Consider the following 23370-nt stretch of genomic DNA (forward strand, 5'->3'; position numbering starts at 1 on the left):
CATTCAGGCGCCTAAACGACTTATTGCAGAGGCTGAACATGAATAAATCGATGCTTGCCGTGTTGGTCGGCGGATTGCTGGCTGCGGGCGCCGTGCAGGCGGCTGCTCAGGACAACACCTGGTATGCCGGTGGCAAGGCCGGTTGGTCCAACTACTACGGTGTAGATAAAAACCAGGATATCGCCAGTGACTTCAATGCTGTAGGCAACAACAGCGAGGACAAGAACGATCTGGGGCTGGGTGCATTCGCCGGTTACCAGCTCAATCCCAACCTCGGTTTTGAACTGGGCTACGACTGGCTCGGGAAGTACAAGATGAGCGGCGGCAGCGGGGCGACGGCACTCGATGGCGAGGTGAAGAGCCAGCTGGTGCAGGCCACCATGAAGATCAGCTTCCCGGCGACCAGCACTCTTGATCTCTATGGTCGTCTGGGTGGCGGCTATGCCTGGGCCGACAGCAAGATCAGTGGTGCAGCAGGCAGTGCCACCGGCAAGAAACATGGCGCCGCCTTTGTCGGGGCGCTGGGGGCCGAGTACACCATCGACCAGAACTGGGCGGCGCGGCTGGAGTACCAATACACCACCCCGCTGGGCGACACCTCCATCGATCGTTCAGGCATCGAGCTGGACAACGGCTTGCTGGCGTTCGGCATGCTCTATCGTTTCGGCCAGCAAGGGGAGGCCGCCCCGGCTCCAGCTCCGGTAGTTGCCGCGCCGGCTCCGGCCGTGGTGGTAGCACCCAAGGAGTTCAGCCTGAGCTCCGACGTGCTGTTCGAGTTCAACAAGGCGACCCTCAAGCCGGCCGCCAGCGAGGCGCTCGACGCTCTGTTCAGCCAGATCGTGGCAGCCAATCCGAAGGACGGGGTGGCAACGGTGATCGGCTACACCGACCGAATCGGTTCCGACAATTACAACCTCGCCCTCTCCGAGAAGCGGGCCCAGAGCGTGGCCAGCTATCTGGTGGCCAAGGGACTCTATGCCGACAAGGTTCGGGTCGAGGGGCGTGGCAAGGCCAATCCGGTGACTGGCAACAGCTGTGCCAGCCACTCCAAACAGGCGCTGATCGCCTGTCTGGCACCGGATCGCCGGGTCGAAGTCCATCTGGAAGGGGTTTCCCATCCGGCTCAATAAGATGACAAGAAAAGCGGGAGGCCTGGCCTCCCGTTTTTTTATGGACAACAGGTCGTGCAAGGCAATGAATCAGCGAATATTTTCGATATGGAAAATATCGGTGATATGGGAGGTAAATAAATAGATGAAAAAATATCGATTTAAACTTTGCTCCCGCAGAGCCTTTTGGTTAGAATCCCTGCGTGTTATCAACAGATGGATGAATATTATGGACTGCGACAGTTGTAGCCGATTGCAAATTGCGATGCGGGTTTACCAGAGCTGAGGCCGAATATTCTCTCTTTTCCTCCTCACTCTGATTGCTCGAACGTAGCATTAGAGTGCAGCATTTCAATGAGTCACCACTGACTCCCGCAACAGCCAAGGCCCCGTTTTAACAGGGTTTGTCGTTGCAAACCGGATTGTTCCGCTCATCTGCGAGCCGCACCGCCTCGCGAATCATGTAATCGTACGCTTCATCGTCGCCCCTGTTGCGCCGCAAGTCCGTGTTGCCGTCGAGCAGCATCTGACTGGCCGTTGTGCAGCCGGAGCGCGAGCGGGCGTCGAAGAACAAGATGAATTCCACCATATTGAAAACGGCTCTGTTTTCGATAGGCGTGGTTGCGAACAAATATATCTTGGATGTGTGTGAAATATATATTTGGTGGTTTTGATTTTCCGCTGAAATATATTTCATGGCCTGTCACTTTTCTGTGAATGGCCAAATGAAACACGCCTGACATTATTTGACTCGCGCAATTATCTTGTAGTTCGCAATTGTTATCCTGATTTTCGTTATCACTTACTGGCACTGCTGGCGGATACCCGTATCCGGTATGCGCCCTGGCAAACTCGGAGGAAAACCGATGACCGAAGAGCCCAAACCTCGACCCTCGGGGTCCACGCCTCCCCACTCCTGATCCCCCAGCGGGGACGGGATGCGGTGTCCTGACCCCTGATCTGACCCAACCATGCTGGTTAGCGCGACGGCAGACATTTGTCTGACGGGCCGCCCCGTGCGCGGCGATTGAGCGCATCGGTAGCGTGTTGGGTTCACAGCCTTTGATATCAGCACTGACGTCAGGCCAGGCCCGCGACGGGGCCCGCCTGTGCGTAAAAATCAGGATAAATAGTCATGAAACAACAACATACCGCCAGCCGGCACAAGCAGAAGGGCTTTGTTGCGCCGGGTACGCAGAGAGAGAAAATCCCCTCCCGGGTGCTCGACGAGGCCGACAAATCCCTCGAGTACACCCTCACCGCCGTGCGCAGCAACATCGACGGTCTGACCGCGACCGAGGCAGCCAATCGGCTGGCCGAGTTCGGTCTCAACGAGGTGAATCACGACAAGCCGCCCCATGCGCTGATCCAGCTGCTGCAGGCGTTCAAGAACCCCTTTGTAATGGTGCTGATCGCGCTGGGTCTGGTCAGCTACGTCATGGATGTACTGATGGCCGAGCCGGGTGACGAGGATTGGGTCAAAGTGATTATCCTCGGCGTGATGGTCAGCCTGAGCGGCCTGCTCCGTTTCTGGCAGGAGTATCGCTCCGCCAAGGCGGCCGAGGCGCTCAAGTCACTGGTACGCAATACCGCCACCGTGCAGCGCCGTCCCTCGCCGGGGGCGACACCCCAGCGCAAGGAGGTGGCGATGACCGAGCTGGTGGTCGGTGACATTGTGCACCTGCAGGCGGGGGACATGATCCCGGCTGACATCAAGCTGATCGAATCCCGCGATCTCTTCATCAGCCAGGCTGTGCTGACCGGCGAAGCACTGCCGGTCGAGAAGTACGACACTCTGGGCGCTGTGGCCGGCAAGTCGGCGGAAGGCTCCGGTGCTGGCGATGTCGGCATGCTCGATCTGCCCAACATCTGCTTTATGGGTACCAACGTGGTGAGCGGTACAGCCCGTGCTGTGGTGGTGGCCACCGGCAGTGATACCTACTTCGGTTCGCTGGCCCGCAATGTGGTGAGTCACAAGCGCATCGAGACCAGCTTCGATCGCGGCGTAAACAGCGTCACCAGGCTGCTGATCCGCTTCATGCTGGTGATGGTGCCCATCGTCTTTATGCTCAACGGCATCAGCAGTGGCGACTGGATGTCGGCACTTACCTTCGCGCTGGCGGTGGCGGTGGGACTCACCCCCGAGATGCTGCCGATGATCGTCTCCGCCAATCTGGCGCGGGGCGCGGTGGCGATGGCCAAGCGCAAGGTGGTGGTGAAGCGGCTCAACTCGGTGCAGAACTTTGGTGCCATGGACGTGCTCTGCACCGACAAGACCGGCACCCTGACCCAGGACAAGATCATTCTCGAGCACCACTACGACGTGCGTGGCAATCGGGACGACCGGATCCTGCAGCTGGCCTGGCTCAACAGCTTTCATCAGAGCGGCATGAAGAACCTGATGGATATCGCGGTGATCGAACACGCCGATGCTCTGGGTGAGAGCTGCAAGCCGACCAACTATGGCAAGGTGGACGAGCTGCCGTTCGACTTCGTGCGCCGTCGCCTGTCAGTCATTGTGCAGGACGATCTGGGCCAGCAGCTGATGGTCTCCAAGGGGGCGGTCGAAGAGATGCTGGCCGTCTCCGGCCATATCGCCGATGGCAAGGAGATCCGCGCACTGACCGACGCCGATCGCCGTGCCCTGCTGCGCCAGAGCGAGGAGTTCAACGCCGAGGGGTATCGGGTGCTGATCGTGGCAACCCGCGAGATCCCGGCGGGCGAGCACAAGCAGAGCTATCGCACCAGTGACGAGGTCAATCTGGTGGTGCGCGGCTTCCTCACCTTCTTCGATCCGCCCAAGGATTCGGCTGCACCAGCCATCCGCGCGCTGAACGACTATGGCGTGGCGGTCAAGGTGCTGACCGGTGACAACCCCATCATCACCAGCAAGGTGTGTCGTGATGTGGGGTTGGAGCCCGGCGTGCCGCTGCTCGGCAAGGATATCGAAGGGATGGACGACGTGGCGCTGTGCGAAGCGGTCAAACAGACCACCATCTTCGCCAAGCTCACCCCGCTGCAGAAGTCGCGGGTGGTGAAGGCGCTACAGGCCAACGGCAATACCGTCGGTTTCCTTGGTGACGGCATCAACGATGCACCGGCGCTGCGGGATGCGGACGTGGGGATCTCGGTGGACAGCGGTGCCGACATCGCCAAGGAGACTGCCGACATCATCCTGCTGGAGAAGAGCCTGATGGTGCTGGAGGAGGGGGTGATCAAGGGGCGCGAGACCTTTGGCAACATCCTCAAGTACCTCAACATGACCGCCAGCTCCAACTTCGGCAACGTCTTCTCGGTGCTGGTCGCCTCCGCCTGGCTGCCCTGGGCACCCATGCTGGCGATGCAGATGCTGATCCAGAATCTGGTGTATGACGTCTCCCAGATGCTGCTGCCGTGGGACAAGATGGACCCCGAGTTCCTCAAGCGGCCGCGCAAGTGGGAGGCGAGCAACATCAAGCGCTTTATGCTGTGGCTTGGCCCGACCTCGTCGGTGTTCGATATCAGCACCTACTGCCTGATGTGGTTCGTGTTCGGTGCCGGTGCCCTCTATACCACCGCCAACGGCAGCATGGATCCGCTGGTCAACGGTCAGGCCATCATGAACTCCGGCTGGTTTATCGAGGGGCTGGTGTCGCAGACGCTGGTGGTACATATGCTGCGTACCCGCAAGATCCCGTTCCTGCAGAGTACCGCTACCCTGCCGGTACTGCTCTCCACCTCGATCGCCATTGCCATCGGCTGCTACCTGCCCTTCTCGCCTGTGGCTGAGCACTTCGGCTTCATCACTCTGGATGGGCCCAAGTACTTCATGTGGCTGGTGATCACCATGCTGGCCTACATGGGGCTGACCCAGACCGTCAAGACCATCTACATCAAGCGCCACGGCCAGTGGTTCTGATGACGTGCTAGCTGACGGGCCGGTGTGATCCCGGCGCGACAGAAAAAAGAGAGCCAGCCCGCGCAAGCGGACTGGCTCTCTCTATTTGGTGTGACCCGACTCCCTTGTTGGCGAGTAAAGGTCTGTGACTCAGAGCTTGAACAGCGGGCGCAGGCGGATGCCGATCAGGCTGCCAGCGAGGGCCATCAGCATCCAGACCCAGCCGTGCAGGCTGCCTGAGGCGGTGCCGTCGAAGAAGCCGCCGAGGTTGCAGGCGCTGTACATGGCGCCCATCCCCATCAGCAGGCCGCCGAGGATGGATGCCAGACTGTTGCCGATCCGCATCGGGGCGAAGTTGCCGCCACCGCTGATGCAACGTGCCAGCATGGCCCCCAGAATGCCGAGCCAGAACATGCCGACCATGGGGTTGATGAAGAGTGGCTGGGCCAGCTTGGGGTTGCCCTCGAACAGGCCGAACAGGGAGGCGCCGCGCAGCGCCATGTCATAGACGGCGCCTGTGATGGTCCAGGCCGAGCCGTGCAGGGCGACGACAGTGGAGTTGAGTATGGCGATGATGATGCCGCCGGTCAGCACGGTGAAGCGGCCATCGCGCCAGAACAGGTTGCCGCCGCTGAAGAGGGGCTTGAGCTCGCCGGTGCGCTTGAGTTCGCTGTTGCGAAACAGCAGGAACAGCGCGGCGACCAGCGCCAGGTTGAGCAGCATGCCGCTCCAGATATTGCCGGTCAGGTCCTTGGCCAGCACTACATGGCTGGAGAAGGTGGCCTCCAGTTCGGGGCGGAACTGGTTGCTGATGAGGGTGCCGATGCCGTAGCAGATCAGCACCAGCCAGAAGCGGGGTTGCCCCTCGCCGCAGCAATAAAGAGTACCGGTGGCACAGACGCCAGCCAGCTGCATGCCGATGCCGAACAGGAAGGCACCGACGATGAAAGGAATGCCGATAGCCATCACGTTACCCACCATGGCATCGCCAAACAGGGCGTGGCTAAAGGAGAGGAAGGTGGTGAACAGCAGAATTTCGATGGCGATGGTGAGCAGGTGAACCCGCACATAGTAGCTGTTGCGCTTGGTCAGCATCTCGCGCCAACCGAACACGATGCCGAAGCGGCTGAAGGAGAGGGTGAAGCCGAAGCCAAATCCGATCAGGGCCATCAGAGCCCATTTCATACCAAAGGTGTTGCCGAGCCAGAGTAACGCTCCCCCCGCGATTGCCACGATGGGGAGCGACCATTTTCGATTCATGCCAGTTGATCCTTGTAGTTGGTTATTGAAGGGGCGGATCCTATTCCCTCATGGAGCCCAACACCACCCATTTTGCCAGTGATTGAAAAGATGGGTGGTGGAGTCGCTCGACTATGGCCGGCCGGGTGATTCAGTGCTGCAGGGTGTCGAGATGGAAATGACGGGTCTGTTTGGTCAGGATGCGGGCATGCTGGGCCACCATGGTCGCCTCTTCGGCGGCGTGGCTGGCGTTTTGATTTACCTCGGTTGCCAGTCGGGACAGTTCGCTAACCTGATGATGGATCCCCTGCACAAGCCGGGTTTCATCGCCTATCAGTTGATCGACCTGAGCGATGCGCTGATTGACCTCCTCGCAGCTCTGTTCTATCTGGGCGACGCTCTGGCGTGCTGTCACCGCGTGGGTGACTGCCTGTTCGACCCGGGCCAGTTCGGTATCCATCTCGTTGGCGGCGCGCTGGCTGACATCCTGGATCTTGCCGATGATGGTATTGATCTCGGTAGTGGCGCTGCCGGTGCGGGTCGCCAGCGAGCGGACTTCATCGGCCACGACGGCAAAACCGCGCCCCTGTTCGCCTGCCCGGGCTGCTTCAATCGCGGCGTTGAGCGCCAGCAGATTGGTCTGCTCCGCAATATCGTGAATGGCGCCAGCCAGCCCGGCAATCTGCTGCGAAAGGCCAGCCAGATCTGAAATGGTGCTGGATACCCGCTTTACTCCAGTGGCTTGCTCATCGATCACCTGCTCCACGGTGCGCATGGCGCGCGATGCTTCTTGTGCCCGCTCGGCTGACTGGAGGGTTCGCTCCCCCACTTGATGGAGTTGGTTACCCGCCTGCTCAATGGAGTGAGTGAGCTGTTCGATAGCCTGTTCGATATGTTGAGCTGCCCCGACCTGCGCCTGGCTGTCATCGGTGTACCGTTGTGCCATCGACGTCAGGTTGGTGGCACGATCATCGAGAGTGCTGGCGCTGCGCTGCAGCGACTCGACCAGGGTGGCAAGCTGATCGCGCATGGTTCCGATCTGGCGGATTAGCTCGCCGATGGCATCGAGGCCAGGTTCCGGCATGGGACGGTTCAATTCCCCTTCGGCAATGGCGGCGGTGGCCTTGCCGGCGGCCATCAGTCGCTGCTGGGTGGGGCGCCCCAGCCAGAAGATGAGTCCGCCGCCCAGCAGAGCAGCGCACAGCAACAAGCCATAGCAGAGCCGGGTTGTACTGGCGAGATGGGCCATCTGCTCGGCGGCATACTGGTTGCCGCTGATGACGGTGGCATCCACTCCGATCCGGTGGGCGTTATAGAGGGTTCGCAGGCGTGCGGCGATGGCACCCGCCTGTACCAAATCGCCTGTCTTGATTGCGGGTACAAATTGCGTATTGAGCAGTTGCCAGAACAGCTCCCCCTGCTGTTTCTGTTCCCCCAATAGCAGCAGCTTGAGTGGCTCGTTCAGGTTGCTCTCCTGCCAGAAGCGGTTGCGCTCTTCGAACTCCTTTTGCAGGCGAGCGAGAGTCTGTAGCAACCCCTCCCGCTCCTCCGGTTTGGCATGGAGCAGGGTATAGACCTGCAGTTGGGATTCGATGAGGTAGAGCGGAGGTGGCAGGATGTCGGCGACCACGTCCTTGCCTTGTCCCATCTGGTCGGCTGCACTCCTGAGCGAATAGAGACCAAAAAAACTGATTGATATCAGTACGATAATGACCAGCACCCCAAGCAGCTGGCTAAAGAGCAGTGAACGGTCGTGAATTTGCCTGAACATGATGCCTCCATGCGGTGTTGTCCATGGATAGCATAGCGTCATTATCAGGAAGGTGATTCAATCGTGACTGGCGTGAGATGATGAGAAAAGTTCTGCTGCCGAGGTTTGCCCCGGCACGACGGCCGGGGCAGGATGACAGGGTTTACTCTTTGGTCGGTGCAGACTTGGTGTTGCCGCTGCGCAGCCCATCCAGCGTAAAAATCACCAGCGCGCTCCAGATGCAGGCGAAGGTGATGAGCTTGTCCATTGCCAGCGCCTCACCGTAAAGGGTGACGGCCAGGATGAACATCATGCTGGGGCCTATGTACTGGAAGAAACCCAGGGTGGAGAGCTTGAGCCGGGTGGCCGCCGCGGTGAAGCAGAGCAGTGGAGCCGTGGTGACGGCGCCGGCGGCGATCAGCAGCAGGTTGAGCTGCCAGCCGTTCTCCGTCATGTGGCTGGTCGGGCTGTCGGCGATGCCCCACAGGTAGAAGGCGGCCGCTGGCAGCATGATGAGTGTCTCCAGCAGCAGGCCGGTGAGTGCATCGAGGGCCAGCTTTTTGCGCACCAGACCATACAGAGCAAAGCTCGAGGCCAGCACCAGCGCGATCCAGGGCAGGGAGCCGAAGGCGATGAGCTGGATTGCCACCCCGATAAAGGCGAGGGCGACCGCCCACCACTGCAGGCGGCGCAGCTTCTCGCTCAGGAACAACATACCCAGCAGCACGTTGAACAGCGGATTGATGTAGTAGCCGAGGCTGGCATCCAGCATATGGCCATTGTTGATGGCCCAGATGAAGAGCAGCCAGTTGCCCCCCACCGTGAAGGAGGTAAAGGCGAGGGTAAGCAGCACTTTCGGCCGACGCAGCACCGCCTGCACCTTGTGCCACTGGCGGCCCAGCAGTACCAGTACCATCAGCAGGGCGCAGGACCAGATCACCCTGTGGGTGAGGATCTCGATGGCCGGCACGGCGGCAATGGTTTTGAAATAGATCGGGGCTATGCCCCATAGGGTATAGGCGCTCAGGGCGTAGATGATCCCCTCGCGCTGGGTCTGTTGCGACATGCAGATAGCCTTCACTGGAGTGCAGATGTTGGAAAAACATCGCAAGAAATCAGTGTAGCGATCCTTGTGCGGGGAAAGAAGCGAATAAAGCGAAGTCTGGGGGAGGAGGGGGATCAGCCTTTACCGCGGCGGATCTTGTCCACATCCATCAACAGCCACAGCATCAGGGCGATAGCGGAGATCCAGGGGCCCCAGGTCACGTAGGCCTCGCCGTGCCCCAGCACGAAGAAGAGCAGGGGCAAACCGATCACCAGAAACAGGACACTTCCCAGAAAAAATAGCATTTTTGTCTTTATATTTAATGGCTTGCTTATTTGATGATTATATCGATTGTGCCGCCTGATGGAAGACCGAAATGCAAAAGGGGGGATTTCTCCCCCCTAGCTGATGATGATGGCTGTTTATCCCCTTATTCGAGCTGGATCCAGGTACTTTTCAGCTCGGTATATTTCTCCAGCGCGTGCAGCGACTTGTCGCGACCGTTGCCGGACTGTTTGAAGCCGCCAAACGGCATGGTCATGTCGCCGCCATCCCAGTTGTTGACGAAGACGGTGCCGGCGCGCAGGGCGCGTGAGCCCTTGACCGCCTTGTTGAGATCCGCCGTCCAGATTGCCGCGGCCAGTCCGTAGTCAGTATCGTTGCCGAGCGCGATAGCCTCCTCCAGCGTATCGAAGCCGGTCACAGCCAGCACCGGGCCGAAGATCTCCTCGCGGAAGATACGCATCTGCGGAGTGACTTCATCGAAAATAGTGGGTTCGATATAGAAGCCGCCGCTCACTGTGTTGGTGCGGTTGCCCCCCAGCAGCAGCTTGGCCCCCTCCTGTTTGCCAATTTCGATATAGCGCAGCACCTGCTCCATCTGGATGTGATCCACCATGGCGCCGATGCGGGTAGCGGGGTCGAGCGGGTTGGCCGAGATCCACTCGCGGGCATGGGCCAGCAGTCGCTCCATAAATTGCGGCTTGATGCTGTTTTGCACCAGCAGCCGGGAGGCGGCGGTACATACCTCGCCCTGGTTGTAGAAGATGGCACCTGCGGCGCTTCTGGCGGCAGCGTCCAGATCGGGCACGTCAGCCAGAATGATGTTGGGGCTCTTGCCGCCGCACTCCATAAAGGCGCGCTTGAGGTTGGACTTGCCAGAGCACTCCACCAGATGCTTGCCGATTTTGGTGGAACCGGTGAAGGTGATGCAATCCACATCCATGTGCATGGCCAGCGCCTCGCCTACGGTATGGCCAAAGCCGGGCAGCACGTTGAATACGCCGTCGGGAATACCCGCCTCCTTGGCCAGACCCGCGATGCGCAGGGCGGTCAGGGGGGACTTTTCGGAAGGCTTGAGGATCACCGAGTTGCCGGTGGCGAGCGCCGGGCCCAGCTTCCAGCAGGCCATCACCAGCGGGAAGTTCCACGGCACGATGGCGGCGACCACCCCGAGTGGTTCGCGGGTTACCAGCGCCAGTGCCGATTCCTCGACCGGTGCGACCTGATCGTAAATCTTGTCGATCGCTTCGGCGTTCCAGGCGATGCAGTTGGCAGCGGCCGGAGCGTCATAGCCCATGGCATCGCCGATAGGTTTGCCCATGTCCAGCGACTCCAGCAGCGCCAGCTCCAGTTTGTTGAGGCGCATCAGTTCGGCGAAGCGCTGCATGATCTGCTTGCGCTGTTTCGGTGGCAGGCCGCTCCAGCGTTTATCATCGAATGCGGCACGAGCGGCCTGTACCGCCAACTCGGCATCGGCGGCGTCGCAGGCGGCCACTTTGGTCAGCAGCTTGCCGTTGGCCGGGTTGATGCAGTCGAAGGTGGCGCCATTGATGGCATCCCGATAGCTGCCATCGATAAAGGCTTGCGAGGGCAGGGTCAGGTGGGAGGCCTTGTGTTGCCACTGGGCCAGGGTCAGGTCACTCATGTTCACTCCTTGAACCGGCAAAAGTCACTATCCGCGTATCAATATGCTAAACATCCTGCCGCTTGTAAATCCATTTTGTAACAATTCATTAAACATTGGGCTGTTTTTAACCGATGCCAGTCAGTTAGAAACTGGCGGGAGTATTGGCTGAAATCAGCACGCACTCCTGCTCGCCCACGTTGCGAAAACGGTGGGGGGTTCGGCTGTCGAAGTAGTAGCCATCGCCCGGCGTCAGCAGGTAGATCTGCTCGCCGACGGTCACCTCAACCTCGCCCTTGATGACGATGCCGCACTCTTCACCCTCGTGGCTCAGCATGTCGTCACCGGTGTCGGCTCCGGCAGGCAGGATCTCCTGCATCATGCCGATGGCGCGGTTGGCACGGCTGTGGCCTACCAGTCGGTAACTGATGGGATGGGTGCCGAGATCCGGCATATCGGCGGCGCGAAAGACCACTTCGGAGTCCATTTCGGTCTCGTCGGTAAAGAAGCTGGCCAGCGACATGGGGATCCCTTCCAGCACCTTGCGCAGGGAGGCAACCGACGGGCTCACCTGATTTTTCTCGATCTGGGAGATGAATCCGTTGGTTACGCCGGAGCGTTTGGCCAGCTCGCGCTGGGAGAGGCCGGCTTTGGTGCGAACCGCCTTGAGGCGGTGGCCGATATCCATCGATAGACACTCCTTGACTGTTTACTATTATTAAATTTGTGTTAAATATCTTATACCACCCCGTTTAGCACAGCTAGTTGGGGTGAGATCAGATAGGGCCATAATGAGCCCTTTTTTAAGGATTCAGGTGTTTAATTTAATAGGCAATGGCCGATAGTTGCTAAACACCTTAAGGATGAGGTGACCATGAAACCGATCAGCGACATCAATACCCCCTCCGACATGTCCGCCTTCTGGATGCCGTTCACCGCCAACCAGCAGTTCAAGGCGGCGCCGCGCATCCTGAAGTCGGCGGAGGGGATGTATTATCACTCAGAGGATGGCCGCAAGATACTGGATGGCACTGCCGGACTCTGGTGTTGCAACGCGGGCCATGGTCGGCGCGAGATTGCCGAGGCGGTCTCCCAGCAGATTTCCCACCTCGATTTTGCCCCTACTTTCCAGATGGGCCACCCGCTGCCGTTCGAGCTGGCCAACAAGCTGGTGGAGATCGCTCCCAAGGGGTTTGGCCACATCTTCTACACCAACTCCGGCTCCGAGTCGGTCGATACCGCGCTCAAAATCGCGCTGGCTTGGCAGCGGGCTCGCGGTCAGGGCACCCGTACCCGGCTGATTGGCCGCGAGCGTGGCTATCACGGGGTCGGTTTTGGCGGTATCTCGGTGGGGGGCATTCCCGGCAACCGCAAGTGGTTCGGCTCCCTGCTGACCGGGGTGGATCATCTGCCCCATACCCTCAACATCGCCAAAAACGCCTTCACCAAAGGGTTGCCCGAGGAGGATGTGGCGCTGGCCGACGAGCTGGAGAAGATCGTCTTTCTGCACGATGCCAGCAATATCGCGGCGGTGATCGTCGAGCCCATCGCTGGCAGTACCGGCGTGCTGATGCCCCCCAAAGGCTACCTCAAGCGGCTGCGGGAGATCTGCACCAAACACGGCATCCTGCTGATTTTTGACGAGGTGATCACCGGTTTCGGCCGCCTCGGTTCCCCCTTCGCCGCGCAGGAGTTCGATGTCATCCCCGACATGATCACCTGCGCCAAGGGGCTGACCAACGGCGCTATCCCCATGGGCGCGGTGCTGGTGCAGAAGCACATTTATGACGACATGATGGCGGCAGGCAAGGGGGCCATCGAGCTGTTCCACGGCTACACCTACTCCGGTCATCCTGTGGCTGCGGCTGCGGGTCTGGCGACCCTCGAAATCTATCGCAACGAGAACCTGCTCAGCCGCGCTGCCGATCTGGCGGGCTACTGGGAGGAGGCGGCCCATTCGCTGAAGGGCTGCAAGCATGTGAAGGATGTGCGCAACTACGGGCTGGTGGCGGGTATCGAGCTGGAGTCCATGCCGGATGCGCCGGGCAAGCGCGCCTATGAGGTGTTTGTCCGCTGCTTCGAGAAGGGGGCATTGATCCGGGTGACCGGCGATATCATCGCCCTGTCGCCACCCCTCATCATCGAGCGCAGCCAGATCGACGATCTCTTCACCCTGCTGCAGGATGCGCTGCAGGCACAACCCTAACCCATTTGATGGCCCCGCACTGGCGGGGCCTTGCGTTGATTTGCTCAGCGCATTTACCACATCAGTTATCACGGAGGATACATGACATACAGGGTCAGCAACTTCATCAACGGCCAGCCGCAGGAGAGTCGCAGCGAGCGCCAGGGGGCCATCTTCAACCCAGCCTGCGGCAACCAGCAGGGGAGTGTGGGGCTTTCCAGCGCCGCCGAGTGTCAGGAGGCGATCGCCATCGCCGAACGCGCCTTTGCCGACTGGTCGCAAACCCCCCCGCTGGTGCGGGCCCGGGTCTTTTTCCGCTTCAAGGAGTTGATGGAGCAGCACAGGGACGAGCTTGCCCAGCTGATCAGCCGCGAACACGGCAAGGTCTTCTCCGATGCGCAGGGTGAGTTGACCCGTGGGCTGGAGGTGGTGGAGTTTGCCTGCGGCATTCCCCATCTGCTCAAGGGGGAGCACTCCCTCAACGTCGGCCGTGGGGTAGACAGCTACTCCATGATGCAGCCGGTGGGGGTCTGCGCCGGTATCACCCCTTTCAACTTCCCGGCCATGGTGCCGCTCTGGATGTTCCCGGTCGCCATCGCCTGCGGCAATACCTTTATTCTCAAACCCTCCGAGAAGGATCCCTCCCTCTCGTTGCGGATGGCCGAGCTGCTCAAGGAGGCCGGTCTGCCGGATGGCGTGCTCAACGTGGTGAACGGTGACAAGGAGGTGGTGGATGTGCTGCTGACCGACCCGCGAGTGGGTGCCGTCTCGTTTGTCGGCTCCACCCCCATCGCCCAGTACATCTATGCCACCGCCTCGGCCCACGGCAAACGGGTACAGGCGCTGGGCGGCGCCAAGAACCACATGGTGGTGATGCCGGATGCGGATCTCGATCAGGCGGTCTCCGCCCTGATGGGTGCTGCTTATGGGGCGGCGGGCGAGCGCTGCATGGCGATCTCGGTAGCCGTGGTGGTGGGTGACGAGACCGCCGATGCGCTGGTAGCCAAACTGACGCCGCTGGTGGAACAGCTGCGGGTGGGCCCCGGTCTGGGCCAGAGCCCGGAGAACGAAATGGGGCCGCTGATCAGCAAGGAGCATCTGGCCAAGGTGCGTGGCTACGTGGATCAGGGGGTGGCCGAAGGGGCCGCGCTGCGGGTCGATGGTCGCACGCTGAGCCACGACGAGGGTTACTTTATCGGCGGCTGCCTGTTTGACGAGGTGACCCCCGAGATGCGCATCTACCGGGAGGAGATCTTTGGCCCTGTGCTCTCTATCGTGCGGGTGCCGGATTACGAGACGGCGCTGCGCCTCATCAACGAGCACGAGTACGGCAACGGCACCGCCATCTTTACCTGTGACGGCGACACCGCGCGGGACTTCACGGCGCGGGTGCAGGTCGGTATGGTAGGGGTGAACGTTCCCATTCCGGTGCCGATGGCGTTTCACAGCTTTGGCGGCTGGAAGCGCTCCATCTTCGGGCCGCTCAACATGCACGGGCCGGATGGGGTTCGCTTTTATACCCGGATGAAGACGGTGACGGCGCGCTGGCCCCAGAGCCTGCGCAGTGGTGCCGAGTTCTCCATGCCGACCATGAAGTGACGCGCTGGCGCGTGTTCATGGCCTAACCTCTTGCCCCCGCCGGTCGTTGATTGGCGGGGGCGAACTCTGTAAAGGAACAACAGATGCGATTGGGAATTCTCGATTGTGACCGGCTCGATCCCGATCTGGCGGATCGTTTTGGCCCCGTTTACTCCGAGATGTTTATCAGGGGCTTTGCGGCCCTGGCCCCCGAACTGGAATTTCGGGTCTGGTCTGCCCTTGATGGGGAGTTGCCGGAGGATCTGCACGAGTGCGATGCCTGGCTCATCACCGGCTCGCGCCACGACGCCTATAGCGATATCCCCTGGATTCAGGCACTGCGGGCATGGATCCGCCAGGCGCACGATGCCGACGTCAAGCTGGCCGGTGTCTGCTTCGGTCATCAGGTGATCGCCCAGGCGCTGGGCGGCGAGGTGGTGAAGTCTACCAAGGGGTGGGGGCTGGGAGTGTCGGTGCACCCCATGCTGGCAGATGAGCCCTGGATGGCGCCGGCGCGGGATCAGATCCGCATTCTGGCCAGCCATCAGGATCAGGTGGCCCTGCTGCCGCCGGGGGCAACCCGGCTGGCGGGCAACGACTTTTGTCCCAACTTCATGTTTTTGCAGGGTGATCACATCGTCGCCATTCAGGGGCATCCGGAGTTCTCGGTGGAGTACAACCGGGCGCTGATCGAGCGGCGCCGTGGCCTGTTGCCCGACGAGCGCTACCAGAGCAGCCTCTCCTCGCTGGAGGGAGAGGTGGATTCGGCGACCATGATGCAGTGGCTGCTGCAGTTTCTGGGGATCCTGCCGCTGCGGGCTGGCGCGGCCTGAGCCCGGTTTGTCAGCCACCCCTTCGGATGCTAGATTTTGTAGCAAAATGAAGGATCAAGCGCTGAGATGTCGGGATCGGATGGTACACTGGCCGCCCATGTGGCGGCCTGTTTGTCTGGCTTGATTGCCGTCCCGGCCTGAGCCAAACCTGTCTGAGCCAAACCAGTGTGAGAGTGTGACGCCTTGAAACTACAGCAATTGAAGTATTTGATCGCGATCCGGGACCACAACCTCAATGTGTCCGTGGCTTCCGATGCGCTCTTCACCAGTCAGCCGGGGGTCAGCAAACAGATTGGCCTGCTGGAGAGCGAGCTGGGGGTGCGGATCTTCGAGCGCCGTGGCAAGCACCTGCACCGCATTACGCCGGTGGGGGAAGAGATCATCAAGTGTGCCGAGGCGATGCTCAATATCGAGAGCAAGATCAAGGCGATCTCCCGCGAGTATCTGGACCCGACCGTGGGCACCCTCAATATTCACACCACCCACACCATCGCCCGCTACCTGCTGCCCAAGTCGGTCACCTACTTCACCAAGAAGTATCCCAAGATCTCGTTCCACCTCCATCCGGTAATGTCGGCGAGCAAGGAGCAGATCAGCAAGGGTTACTCCGATTTCTCCATCGTTGCCCACGAGATTGGCTTCGACAAGGAGCTGATCGCGCTGCCCGCCTACCTCTGGACCCTCTCGCTGGTGGTGCCGCAGGATCACCCGCTGGCCAAGGTGAAGAAGCCGACCCTGGAGCAGCTCTGCCACTACCCCATCCTCAGCTACGAGAGTGGCGCCACCGGTCGTCAGGTACAGGACGAGGTATTCCATGCCGCCGGTCTCACCCCGAGCTACTACATGACGGTGATGGACGCCGGGGTGATCAAACGCTACGTGGAGCTGGGCTTTGGCATCGGCATCATCTCCTCGCTGGTGGCCAACGACACCGACAGCCCCGGGCTGGTCTCCATCAATCTGGAGCACCTGTTCAAGCCCTGCCCTGCCCAGATCTGCTTCAGCAAGAGCATCCTGCTGCAGAACTACATGTATGACTTCATCAGCTCCTTCTCGCCCCACCTCACCAAGGAGGTGATCCAGAGCGTGATGCAGCAACCGACCCAGGCGCGCATCGACGAGCTGCTGGCCGGGGTAGAGCTGCCCATCTATTGATCCCGATCGGATTCCCGATCGCTGCCGGTTGTCTCTTCTGTCAGGCTGGGCTCTACTCGGGGTTCAGCCTGTCTCTTTTGGGCTATCTCCATCGTCCGAGGTCTCTATGTCCCGCATTCTGCTGCTTGCCAATCTCAACTGTGATCATGTGCTATCCCTCTCCGAACCGCTGGTGGCGGGGGCCCGGCTGCAATATGTGGATCAGGGGCGCAGGTTGGGGGGCGGCGCAGCCAATACCGGCATCGGGCTGGTGTGGGCAGGTCACGAGGTGACCATCGCCTCCCGCATCGGGTTGGACGAGACCGGCGACTGGCTGCTGGAGCAGGCGGCCGGTTACGGGCTGGATTGCAGCCATGTGGAGCGCTTTGGCGGCGAGACCGGTGAGCTGCTGATCCTGGTGGACTCCACCGGCGAGCGCACCATACTGCGCCGCCCACGACGCCCCGATCTGCCCGGTGATCTGCCGCTGGAGGGGATCGACTGCCTCTACGTGAACTATCCCGGTACCGCCATCATCAGCTACATGCGCCAGATGCTCGGCAAGAGCTTCGTGGTGGCCCAGTATCCCAAGGGTGGCCAAGCGCGCCGTCCCTGCCACGTGCTGGTGGCCTCTCGCTCCGATCTCGGCGAGGTGAGCGACCCCTGGCAACACGCCCGTCAGCTGGCGGGGGAACAGCTCGAGTGGCTGGTGTTGACCGAAGGCAAGGCGGGCGCAGTGGCCATCCATGGTGAGGAGCAGATCAGGGTCGCCGCCCGGCCAGTCTCGGTGGTCGATACCACGGGGGCAGGGGATGCTTTCGCTGGCGGATTGATCCATGGTCTGGCACGAGGCATGGCGATCAAGGATGCCTTGCAGTGTGCGGTGGACTGGGGCGCGTTTGCTGTCGCCTCCGAGAGTTCCATCCCCTCGGTCGCGCTGAAAAACTGGCTGAAGCAGCCCCACTGATGCCCTGTTCATTCACTGTTCGAAGGGGGATTTCCCCTCTTGTGTGTTGGGGGCGGCAGCGAGGAATTTCGGGAAATTTAGCCGCCAGAATGGAGGCAAACGCCGGGCTAACCCGGCAAGTTTGCGATCAATCAAAGAAAGTGTCGATTTATGTGCATCTTCATCGACACCCGGTTGTGCTGCTCTTAACCTTGTCACTCCGCAACTCAGATTAAGAGACAGGCCCCCCTCTGGTGGACAGAGGCAAATCGGTTGTCTCCTGCCTCTTAGCTCAATGTTGTTGTCCTGATTCCTGGCTTGTAGTAAGAGGCAAGTGCGACCATGCAACTGACACGATTTACCGACTACGCCCTGCGTACCCTGACCTTCCTGGCGGTGCAGCCGGGCGATCGCCTGTCGACCATTACCGAAGTGGCCGATACCTTCGGCATCTCTCGCAACCACGTGGTCAAGATAGTGCACCAGCTCGGCATCAAGGGGTACATCGAGACGGTGCGTGGCAAGCATGGCGGTATCCGGCTCGGTCGCTCCGCAGTCTCCATCAACCTGCGCGATGTGGTGATGGATATGGAGCATGTGCTCTGTCCGGTCGACTGCAAGCGCGAGAACTGCCGTCTCTCCGGTGGCTGCCGCATTCAGGGCATTTTGCGCCGCGCCATGAACGCCTTCCTCGAAGTGCTGGGTGAGTACACCCTGGCCGATGCGGTGCGCGATCCGAACCGTCTCTGCCACCTGTTGGGCATCGAGCAGGAGTCCATTCTGGCAATGGCCTGATGGGCAGGAAACAAGAACAGATAGGAAAGGGGCCTGATGGCCCCTTTTGCTTGTCAGCGATTGCCCGGCTGGCGGATCAGGGTGATGGCGCCGTGCAGACAGGCGAGACCACAGGCACCGCAGCCATTGCAGGCATCCATGTTGACGTTGATGCCATCGGCTGTGGCCTTGATTGCCTGCTGGGGGCAGGCATCTTCACAGAGCAGGCAGTAGAAGCCCTGACGGGCCTGACAGCTCTCTTCAATCTGGACCCGGGTCTGCACCTGACGGCCCAGTTGCAAGTCGAGTGCGCCGGTCGGACAGGCTCTGGCGCAGCTGCCGCAATAGCTGCACTGGCCGCAGGCGAGATCGAGCACCGGGGTGCCAGCAATCGGGCTCCCCTCGTACTCCTCCTGGGTGGCCGGTTTGAGCAGACCGCGCGGACAGGCCTTGAAACACTCGCCACAGCGGGTGCAGAGGGTGAGGTACTGGGACTCCTCGATCGCCCACGGCGGGCGCGCTTCATGGCAAACCACCGCGGGTTTGCGTGAAGCTTGCCAACCTTGTGTCAGCCAACGGAGGAAATAATGAGTCATGCCCACCCCTGATACCTATTAGGGGTTAATTTTATCGAAGTTTGCGAGGGCAGGCCAGAGAATAGCAGCCGTCAGGATCGCAAGGGCTGTTGCCCTTGTGTAAGCTAGGCGGGTCTCTTTTCCGTGGTTGAATGAAAACATATGTGGTTATTTCTCTGGCGTTCGTCCCTGCTCTATGTCTTTCCCCTGCTGATGTGGGGCTACTGCCGCATCAAGGGTATCGAGTTCGTCGAGCTCGATACCGGGGTCAACAGCCACAAGTGGGTGGTGCTCGCCGCCTACCTCATCTACGTGCTGCTCTGGCTGCTGGCCAACCGCTATCTCGAACTCTTCCTGCGCCAACGGAGCCGTAAATGATCGAGCCCGGGCTCTGGGTCATCCTGCTGCCAGCCGCCCTGCTGGCACTCGGAACAGGCTGGCTGATTGGCCGGCGCAGCAGCACGGCGCAGGCTCATGAGCTGCTGCTGGCACAGGAGCGTTATCAGGCGCTGCAGGAGCGTTTTGACGAGTTGCAGGATGAGCGTCAACAGGGGCAGCAGAAGCTGGATCAGCAGCAGAGCCTGCTCATCAAACTCACCGCACGTCTCAAGGATGCGGAAGCGACCCTGCGCAGCGAGCGGCTGGCCGCCGCCGAGAAGCTGCAACTGCAACAGGAGGCGGAGCAGCGCCTCAGCCAGCAGTTCGAGAACCTTGCCAACCGAATCTTCGAGCAAAACTCCGGCAACTTCCGTGAACTCAACCAGAACAGCCTCGATCTGCTGCTCACTCCGCTCAAGGAGCAGCTGGAGGGCTTCCGCCGCCAGGTGGGGGAGACCCACGCGCAGGAAACGGCCCAGCGCCACAGTCTCAAGTTCGAGCTGGAGCGCCTCGCCGAGCTCAATGCCCGCATGACCGAAGAGGCCGCGGCCCTGACCCGCGCCCTCAAGGGCGACAGCAAGCAGCAGGGCAACTGGGGTGAAGTGGTGCTGGCGCGGATCCTCAGCGAGTGCGGCCTGCGTGAGGGCCACGAGTACCACACCCAGGTCAATATCGAGGTGGAGAAGGGCAAGCGCTACCAGCCCGACGTGATCGTCCACCTGCCACAAGAGAAAGACATCATCATCGACGCCAAGGTGTCGCTGACCGCCTACGAGCGCTGGTACAACGCTGATGAAGAGCTGGAGAAGGCGGTGGCGCTCAAGGAGCACGTCGCCTCGGTGCGCAACCATATCCGCGAGCTGGGTCGCAAGGATTACCAGCAGTTGCCCGGGGTGCGTACTCTCGACTATGTGCTGATGTTCGTGGCGGTGGAGCCCGCCTTCCTCACCGCGATGGAGGCAGATCCCTCGCTGGTGCGTTACGGTCTCGACAACAACATCCTGCTGGTGAGCCCCACCAATCTGATGGTGGCGCTGCGCACCATCGAGAACCTGTGGCGCTACGAGCGGCAGAACCAGAATGCCCGCCAGATTGCCGAACGGGCCGGTCGCCTCTACGAAAAGCTGCGGCTGTTTGTTGAGGAGATGCAGCAGATGGGCGGCAGCCTGCACAAGGCGCAGGAGAGCTACGACAAGGCGATGGGACGGCTGGTCAACGGCCGTGGCAACCTGATTGCCCAGGTCGAGCGTTTCCGCGAGTTGGGGGTCGAAGTGACCAAGAGCCTGCCCGAGCCGCTGGTTGAGCGGGCGCTGGAGCGTGATAAGGAGCGGGAGTAGTTTTCCCCTGCATCGCCATCAGCAAAAGGCCCAAACCCGGTTTGGGCCTTTTACTATCTACCGTTTGCCCATCATCAGAAAGCTGAACAGCAAACGGCCCACCGAAGTGGGCCGTTTTTATTTGCAATACCGATGTTAATCAGCGGCTGGCGGCGCGGGCGCTCAGCTCGGCTTTCTCGCTATCGCTCAGGAAGGCCAGGGTCAGGCCATTCTGCTGGGCGGTGCGGATTTCGCTGGCGGTCATATCCGCGGCCGGAGCGGCCACTTCATATTCGTGGGGCAGGTCGATCCCTTCCACCGCCGGGTCGTCGGTGTTGAGGCAAGCCAGCACGCCAGCAGCCAGGAACTGGCGGATCGGGTGTTCGGTCAGGATCGCCACCGTGGTGGTCTGGACGTTGGAGGTGAGGCAGGATTCGATGCCGATGCGGTGCTCGGCCAGATAGGCCATCAGGGCCGGATCCTGAATCGCTTTGACACCGTGGCCGATACGCTCGGCACCCAGCTCGCGAATGGCCTGCCAAATGCTTTCGGGGCCAGCGGCTTCACCAGCGTGTACGGTGACGCGCATGCCTGCATCGCGCACCTTGTGGAAGTGGTCGACAAAGAGTTCCCCCGGGAAGCCCAGCTCGTCACCGGCCAGATCGATGGCGACCAGCTTGTCGCGGTGGGCCAGACAGGCGGCCAGCTCCTGATTGCATTGCTCGGTGCCGAAGGTGCGGCTCATGATGCCGATCAGATTGGCCTTGATGCCGAAGTCACGGCTGCCCGCGGCCACGCCGTCGATGATGGCTTCCACCACACCCTGCGGGTGCAGCCTGTGGGCCATCGCCATGTAGGCCGGGCTGAAGCGCAGCTCGGCATAGTCGATACCGGCGCGCAGCAGGTCTTCCACGTTCTCGTAGGCAACCCGGCGGCAGGCGTCGTAGTCGGCCAGCACGGCAACACCCCAGTCCAGTTTCTTCAGGAAGGCGACCAGACTTGGCTCGTTCTCGACGATCTGTACGTGGGGGCGCAGCGCCTCCAGCTCGAAGGCGGGCAGCTGGATATTGTGTTGGCGACCCAGCTCGAGGATGGTCTGCGGACGGATGTTGCCGTCCAGATGGCGGTGCAGGTCGGTCAGGGGGAGAGATCTGTCAATCATGATGGCGCCTTCTTCGAGTCGGGTTTGAAAGCCTGCCATTCTAGGCGGGGCTTTCAAAAAAGATACCCCGTTTGCTGGCAAACGGGGTCTTATTGGTCGGTGATTTATCAAGGCGTGATGGGAATCGTTTTTCCCCGGGACTCAGGAGAGATCGAGTTCCTTCAGCTTGCGGGTGAGGGTGTTGCGACCCCAGCCAAGCAGACGGGCCGCCTCCTGCTTGTGGCCGTGGGTATGCTCCAGCGCCGTCTCCAGCATGATCCGCTCGAACTGCGGCATGGCATCGGCCAGGATGTCTGTCTCTCCCAGCGCCAGCTTGCTGGCCACCCACTCCTGCAATTGCTGTTGCCAGCAACCGGGCAACGCCGGTTGACCGGGCTCGGCGTTGTGGGTGATGGGGGTAAGCAGCTCGGGGGGAAGATCGCTCACCAGCACCTCCTGCCCGGAGGCCATCACGGTGAGCCAGCGGCAGACGTTTTCCAGCTGGCGCACGTTACCCGGCCAGGGCAGGCGGCTGATATAGGCCTGGGTATCCGGATGCAGGCTCTTGGCCTCCACGTTTAGCTCCTTGGCGGCGCGCAACAGGAAGTGACGGGCCAGCTGGGGAATATCCTCACGGCGCTCCTTGAGGGCAGGAATATGGATGCGAATGACGTTGAGGCGGTGGAACAGATCCTCGCGAAACTCGCCATCGGCGACCCGCTTCTCCAGATTCTGGTGGGTGGCTGCGATGATCCGTACATCCACCTGCACCGGCTGGTGGCCACCGACCCGGTAGAACTGGCCATCGGCCAGCACCCGTAGCAGCCGGGTTTGCACATCAAGCGGCATGTCGCCGATCTCGTCGAGAAACAGGGTGCCGCCGTCGGCCTGCTCGAAGCGGCCGTGGCGGATGTTGTTGGCACCGGTGAAAGCCCCCTTCTCGTGACCGAACAGCTCGGATTCGATGAGATCTTTCGGGATCGCCGCCATGTTGAGGGCGATAAAGTTTTTGTGGGCGCGCGGGCTGTGCTTGTGCAGGGCGTGGGCGACCAGCTCCTTGCCGGTACCGCTCTGGCCGTTGATCAGCACCGAGATGCTGGAACGCGAGAGACGGCCGATGGCGCGGAATACTTCCTGCATCGCCGGCGCCTCACCGATGATCTCCGGGGTGGCTGTCGCCTCTTGCTGGCGAGACTTGCGCTTGGTGCGCTGCTCCTTGAGGTGATTCTCGGCGCGCCGCACCAGGGTCACCGCTTCGTCGATGTCGAACGGTTTGGGCAGGTACTCGAAGGCGCCGCGCTGGTAGGCGTTGACCGCGCTGTCGAGATCCGAGTGGGCGGTCATGATGATGATGGGCAGATCGGCCTGACGGCGGTGGATCTGCTCCAGCAGGCTCAGGCCGTCGATACCGGGCATCCGGATATCGGAGAGGATGACATCGGGCGAGCGCAGCTCAAGGGCGTGCAGCAGGGCTTCACCATCGGCAAAGCTCTCGCAGTTGAAGCCTTCGCTGCCGAGGGTGCGTTCCAGCACCCAGCGGATAGAGCTGTCATCGTCGACGATCCACACTTTGGCTGTCATGGT

Annotated in this window: 20 protein-coding genes; 10 read left to right on the forward strand and 10 right to left on the reverse strand. The window is 60.9% G+C overall.

Going from position 1 to position 23370, the window contains the following annotated elements; genetic code table 11:
* The first annotated feature begins 38 nt into the window (after positions 1-38).
* Positions 39-1130 carry a porin OmpA gene (gene ompA, locus BS300_RS15115; protein ID WP_071913720.1) on the forward strand — a complete coding sequence of 364 codons (1092 nt, stop codon included), beginning with the start codon at positions 39-41 and terminating at the stop codon, positions 1128-1130.
* A gap of 373 nt (positions 1131-1503) precedes the next feature.
* Here ompA and BS300_RS15120 read toward each other — a convergent pair whose 3' ends face one another.
* The gene (locus BS300_RS15120; protein WP_071913722.1) at positions 1504-1806 is read right to left on the reverse strand and encodes a hypothetical protein; all 303 of its coding nucleotides are present in this window, start codon (positions 1804-1806) and stop codon (positions 1504-1506) included.
* Between the two features lie 438 nt (positions 1807-2244).
* On the opposite strand from BS300_RS15120, the gene mgtA reads away from it, so the two are divergent.
* Positions 2245-5007, forward strand: a complete 2763-nt coding sequence (mgtA, locus tag BS300_RS15125; protein WP_071913724.1) for a magnesium-translocating P-type ATPase — start codon at positions 2245-2247, stop codon at positions 5005-5007.
* Positions 5008-5136: 129 nt separating this feature from the next.
* On the opposite strand, the gene BS300_RS15130 is transcribed toward mgtA, so the two are convergent.
* The 6 genes from BS300_RS15130 to BS300_RS15150 form a co-directional block, all read right to left on the reverse strand.
* Positions 5137-6246 carry a YeeE/YedE thiosulfate transporter family protein gene (locus BS300_RS15130; protein ID WP_192849751.1) on the reverse strand — a complete coding sequence of 370 codons (1110 nt, stop codon included), beginning with the start codon at positions 6244-6246 and terminating at the stop codon, positions 5137-5139.
* 130 nt (positions 6247-6376) lie between these two features.
* Positions 6377-7996 (reverse strand): methyl-accepting chemotaxis protein, encoded by a 1620-nt coding sequence (locus BS300_RS15135; protein ID WP_071913726.1) that lies wholly within the window; start codon positions 7994-7996, stop codon positions 6377-6379.
* A 142-nt stretch (positions 7997-8138) separates the two neighbouring features.
* Entirely contained in the window at positions 8139-9041 is a 903-nt protein-coding gene (gene rarD / locus BS300_RS15140; protein WP_071913728.1) for an EamA family transporter RarD, read from the reverse strand.
* A gap of 113 nt (positions 9042-9154) precedes the next feature.
* Positions 9155-9325: a hypothetical protein gene (locus tag BS300_RS21380; RefSeq protein ID WP_005341999.1), complete on the reverse strand. Its 171-nt coding sequence runs from the start codon at positions 9323-9325 to the stop codon at positions 9155-9157.
* Between the two features lie 125 nt (positions 9326-9450).
* The gene (locus BS300_RS15145) at positions 9451-10947 is read right to left on the reverse strand and encodes an aldehyde dehydrogenase (protein WP_043850693.1); all 1497 of its coding nucleotides are present in this window, start codon (positions 10945-10947) and stop codon (positions 9451-9453) included.
* A 124-nt stretch (positions 10948-11071) separates the two neighbouring features.
* On the reverse strand, positions 11072-11614 hold the full coding sequence (locus BS300_RS15150; RefSeq protein WP_041209486.1) for a cupin domain-containing protein: 543 nt from the start codon (positions 11612-11614) through the stop codon (positions 11072-11074).
* Positions 11615-11800: 186 nt separating this feature from the next.
* Between BS300_RS15150 and BS300_RS15155 the strand changes: the two genes are divergently transcribed.
* The 6 genes from BS300_RS15155 (at position 11801) to BS300_RS15180 (ending at position 18397) form a co-directional block, all read left to right on the forward strand.
* Positions 11801-13132, forward strand: a complete 1332-nt coding sequence (locus BS300_RS15155; RefSeq protein ID WP_071913730.1) for an aspartate aminotransferase family protein — start codon at positions 11801-11803, stop codon at positions 13130-13132.
* A gap of 81 nt (positions 13133-13213) precedes the next feature.
* The gene (locus tag BS300_RS15160; protein WP_071913732.1) at positions 13214-14710 is read left to right on the forward strand and encodes a CoA-acylating methylmalonate-semialdehyde dehydrogenase; all 1497 of its coding nucleotides are present in this window, start codon (positions 13214-13216) and stop codon (positions 14708-14710) included.
* Positions 14711-14793: 83 nt separating this feature from the next.
* Positions 14794-15522, forward strand: a complete 729-nt coding sequence (locus tag BS300_RS15165) for a glutamine amidotransferase (RefSeq protein WP_005357481.1) — start codon at positions 14794-14796, stop codon at positions 15520-15522.
* Between the two features lie 183 nt (positions 15523-15705).
* Complete coding sequence (locus BS300_RS15170; RefSeq protein ID WP_071913734.1) at positions 15706-16677, forward strand: LysR substrate-binding domain-containing protein; 972 nt, start codon at positions 15706-15708, stop codon at positions 16675-16677.
* Positions 16678-16783: 106 nt separating this feature from the next.
* Entirely contained in the window at positions 16784-17623 is an 840-nt protein-coding gene (locus BS300_RS15175; protein WP_019445767.1) for a PfkB family carbohydrate kinase, read from the forward strand.
* Positions 17624-17944: 321 nt separating this feature from the next.
* The gene (locus BS300_RS15180; RefSeq protein WP_033114760.1) at positions 17945-18397 is read left to right on the forward strand and encodes an Rrf2 family transcriptional regulator; all 453 of its coding nucleotides are present in this window, start codon (positions 17945-17947) and stop codon (positions 18395-18397) included.
* 53 nt (positions 18398-18450) lie between these two features.
* Here the strand turns inward: BS300_RS15180 and BS300_RS15185 are convergent, their stop codons facing one another.
* Positions 18451-18972, reverse strand: a complete 522-nt coding sequence (locus BS300_RS15185; RefSeq protein WP_033114761.1) for a ferredoxin-type protein NapF — start codon at positions 18970-18972, stop codon at positions 18451-18453.
* A gap of 141 nt (positions 18973-19113) precedes the next feature.
* On the opposite strand from BS300_RS15185, the gene BS300_RS15190 reads away from it, so the two are divergent.
* Positions 19114-19329, forward strand: a complete 216-nt coding sequence (locus BS300_RS15190) for a hypothetical protein (RefSeq protein ID WP_071913737.1) — start codon at positions 19114-19116, stop codon at positions 19327-19329.
* The gene (gene rmuC, locus BS300_RS15195) at positions 19326-20666 is read left to right on the forward strand and encodes a DNA recombination protein RmuC (RefSeq protein ID WP_071913740.1); all 1341 of its coding nucleotides are present in this window, start codon (positions 19326-19328) and stop codon (positions 20664-20666) included. Before BS300_RS15190 ends, rmuC begins: the two co-directional genes overlap by 4 nt.
* 139 nt (positions 20667-20805) lie before the next feature.
* Here the strand turns inward: rmuC and add are convergent, their stop codons facing one another.
* Together add and glnG are read right to left on the reverse strand one after the other, a co-directional pair.
* Positions 20806-21807, reverse strand: coding sequence for an adenosine deaminase (gene add, locus BS300_RS15200; protein ID WP_071913867.1), 1002 nt, complete (start codon positions 21805-21807; stop codon positions 20806-20808).
* A 141-nt stretch (positions 21808-21948) separates the two neighbouring features.
* On the reverse strand, positions 21949-23367 hold the full coding sequence (gene glnG, locus BS300_RS15205; protein ID WP_041209491.1) for a nitrogen regulation protein NR(I): 1419 nt from the start codon (positions 23365-23367) through the stop codon (positions 21949-21951).
* Between the last annotated feature and the right edge of the window lie 3 nt (positions 23368-23370).

This window comes from Aeromonas sp. SCS5, from assembly GCF_001887375.1.
GTDB classification, from domain to species: Bacteria; Pseudomonadota; Gammaproteobacteria; order Enterobacterales; family Aeromonadaceae; genus Aeromonas; species Aeromonas jandaei.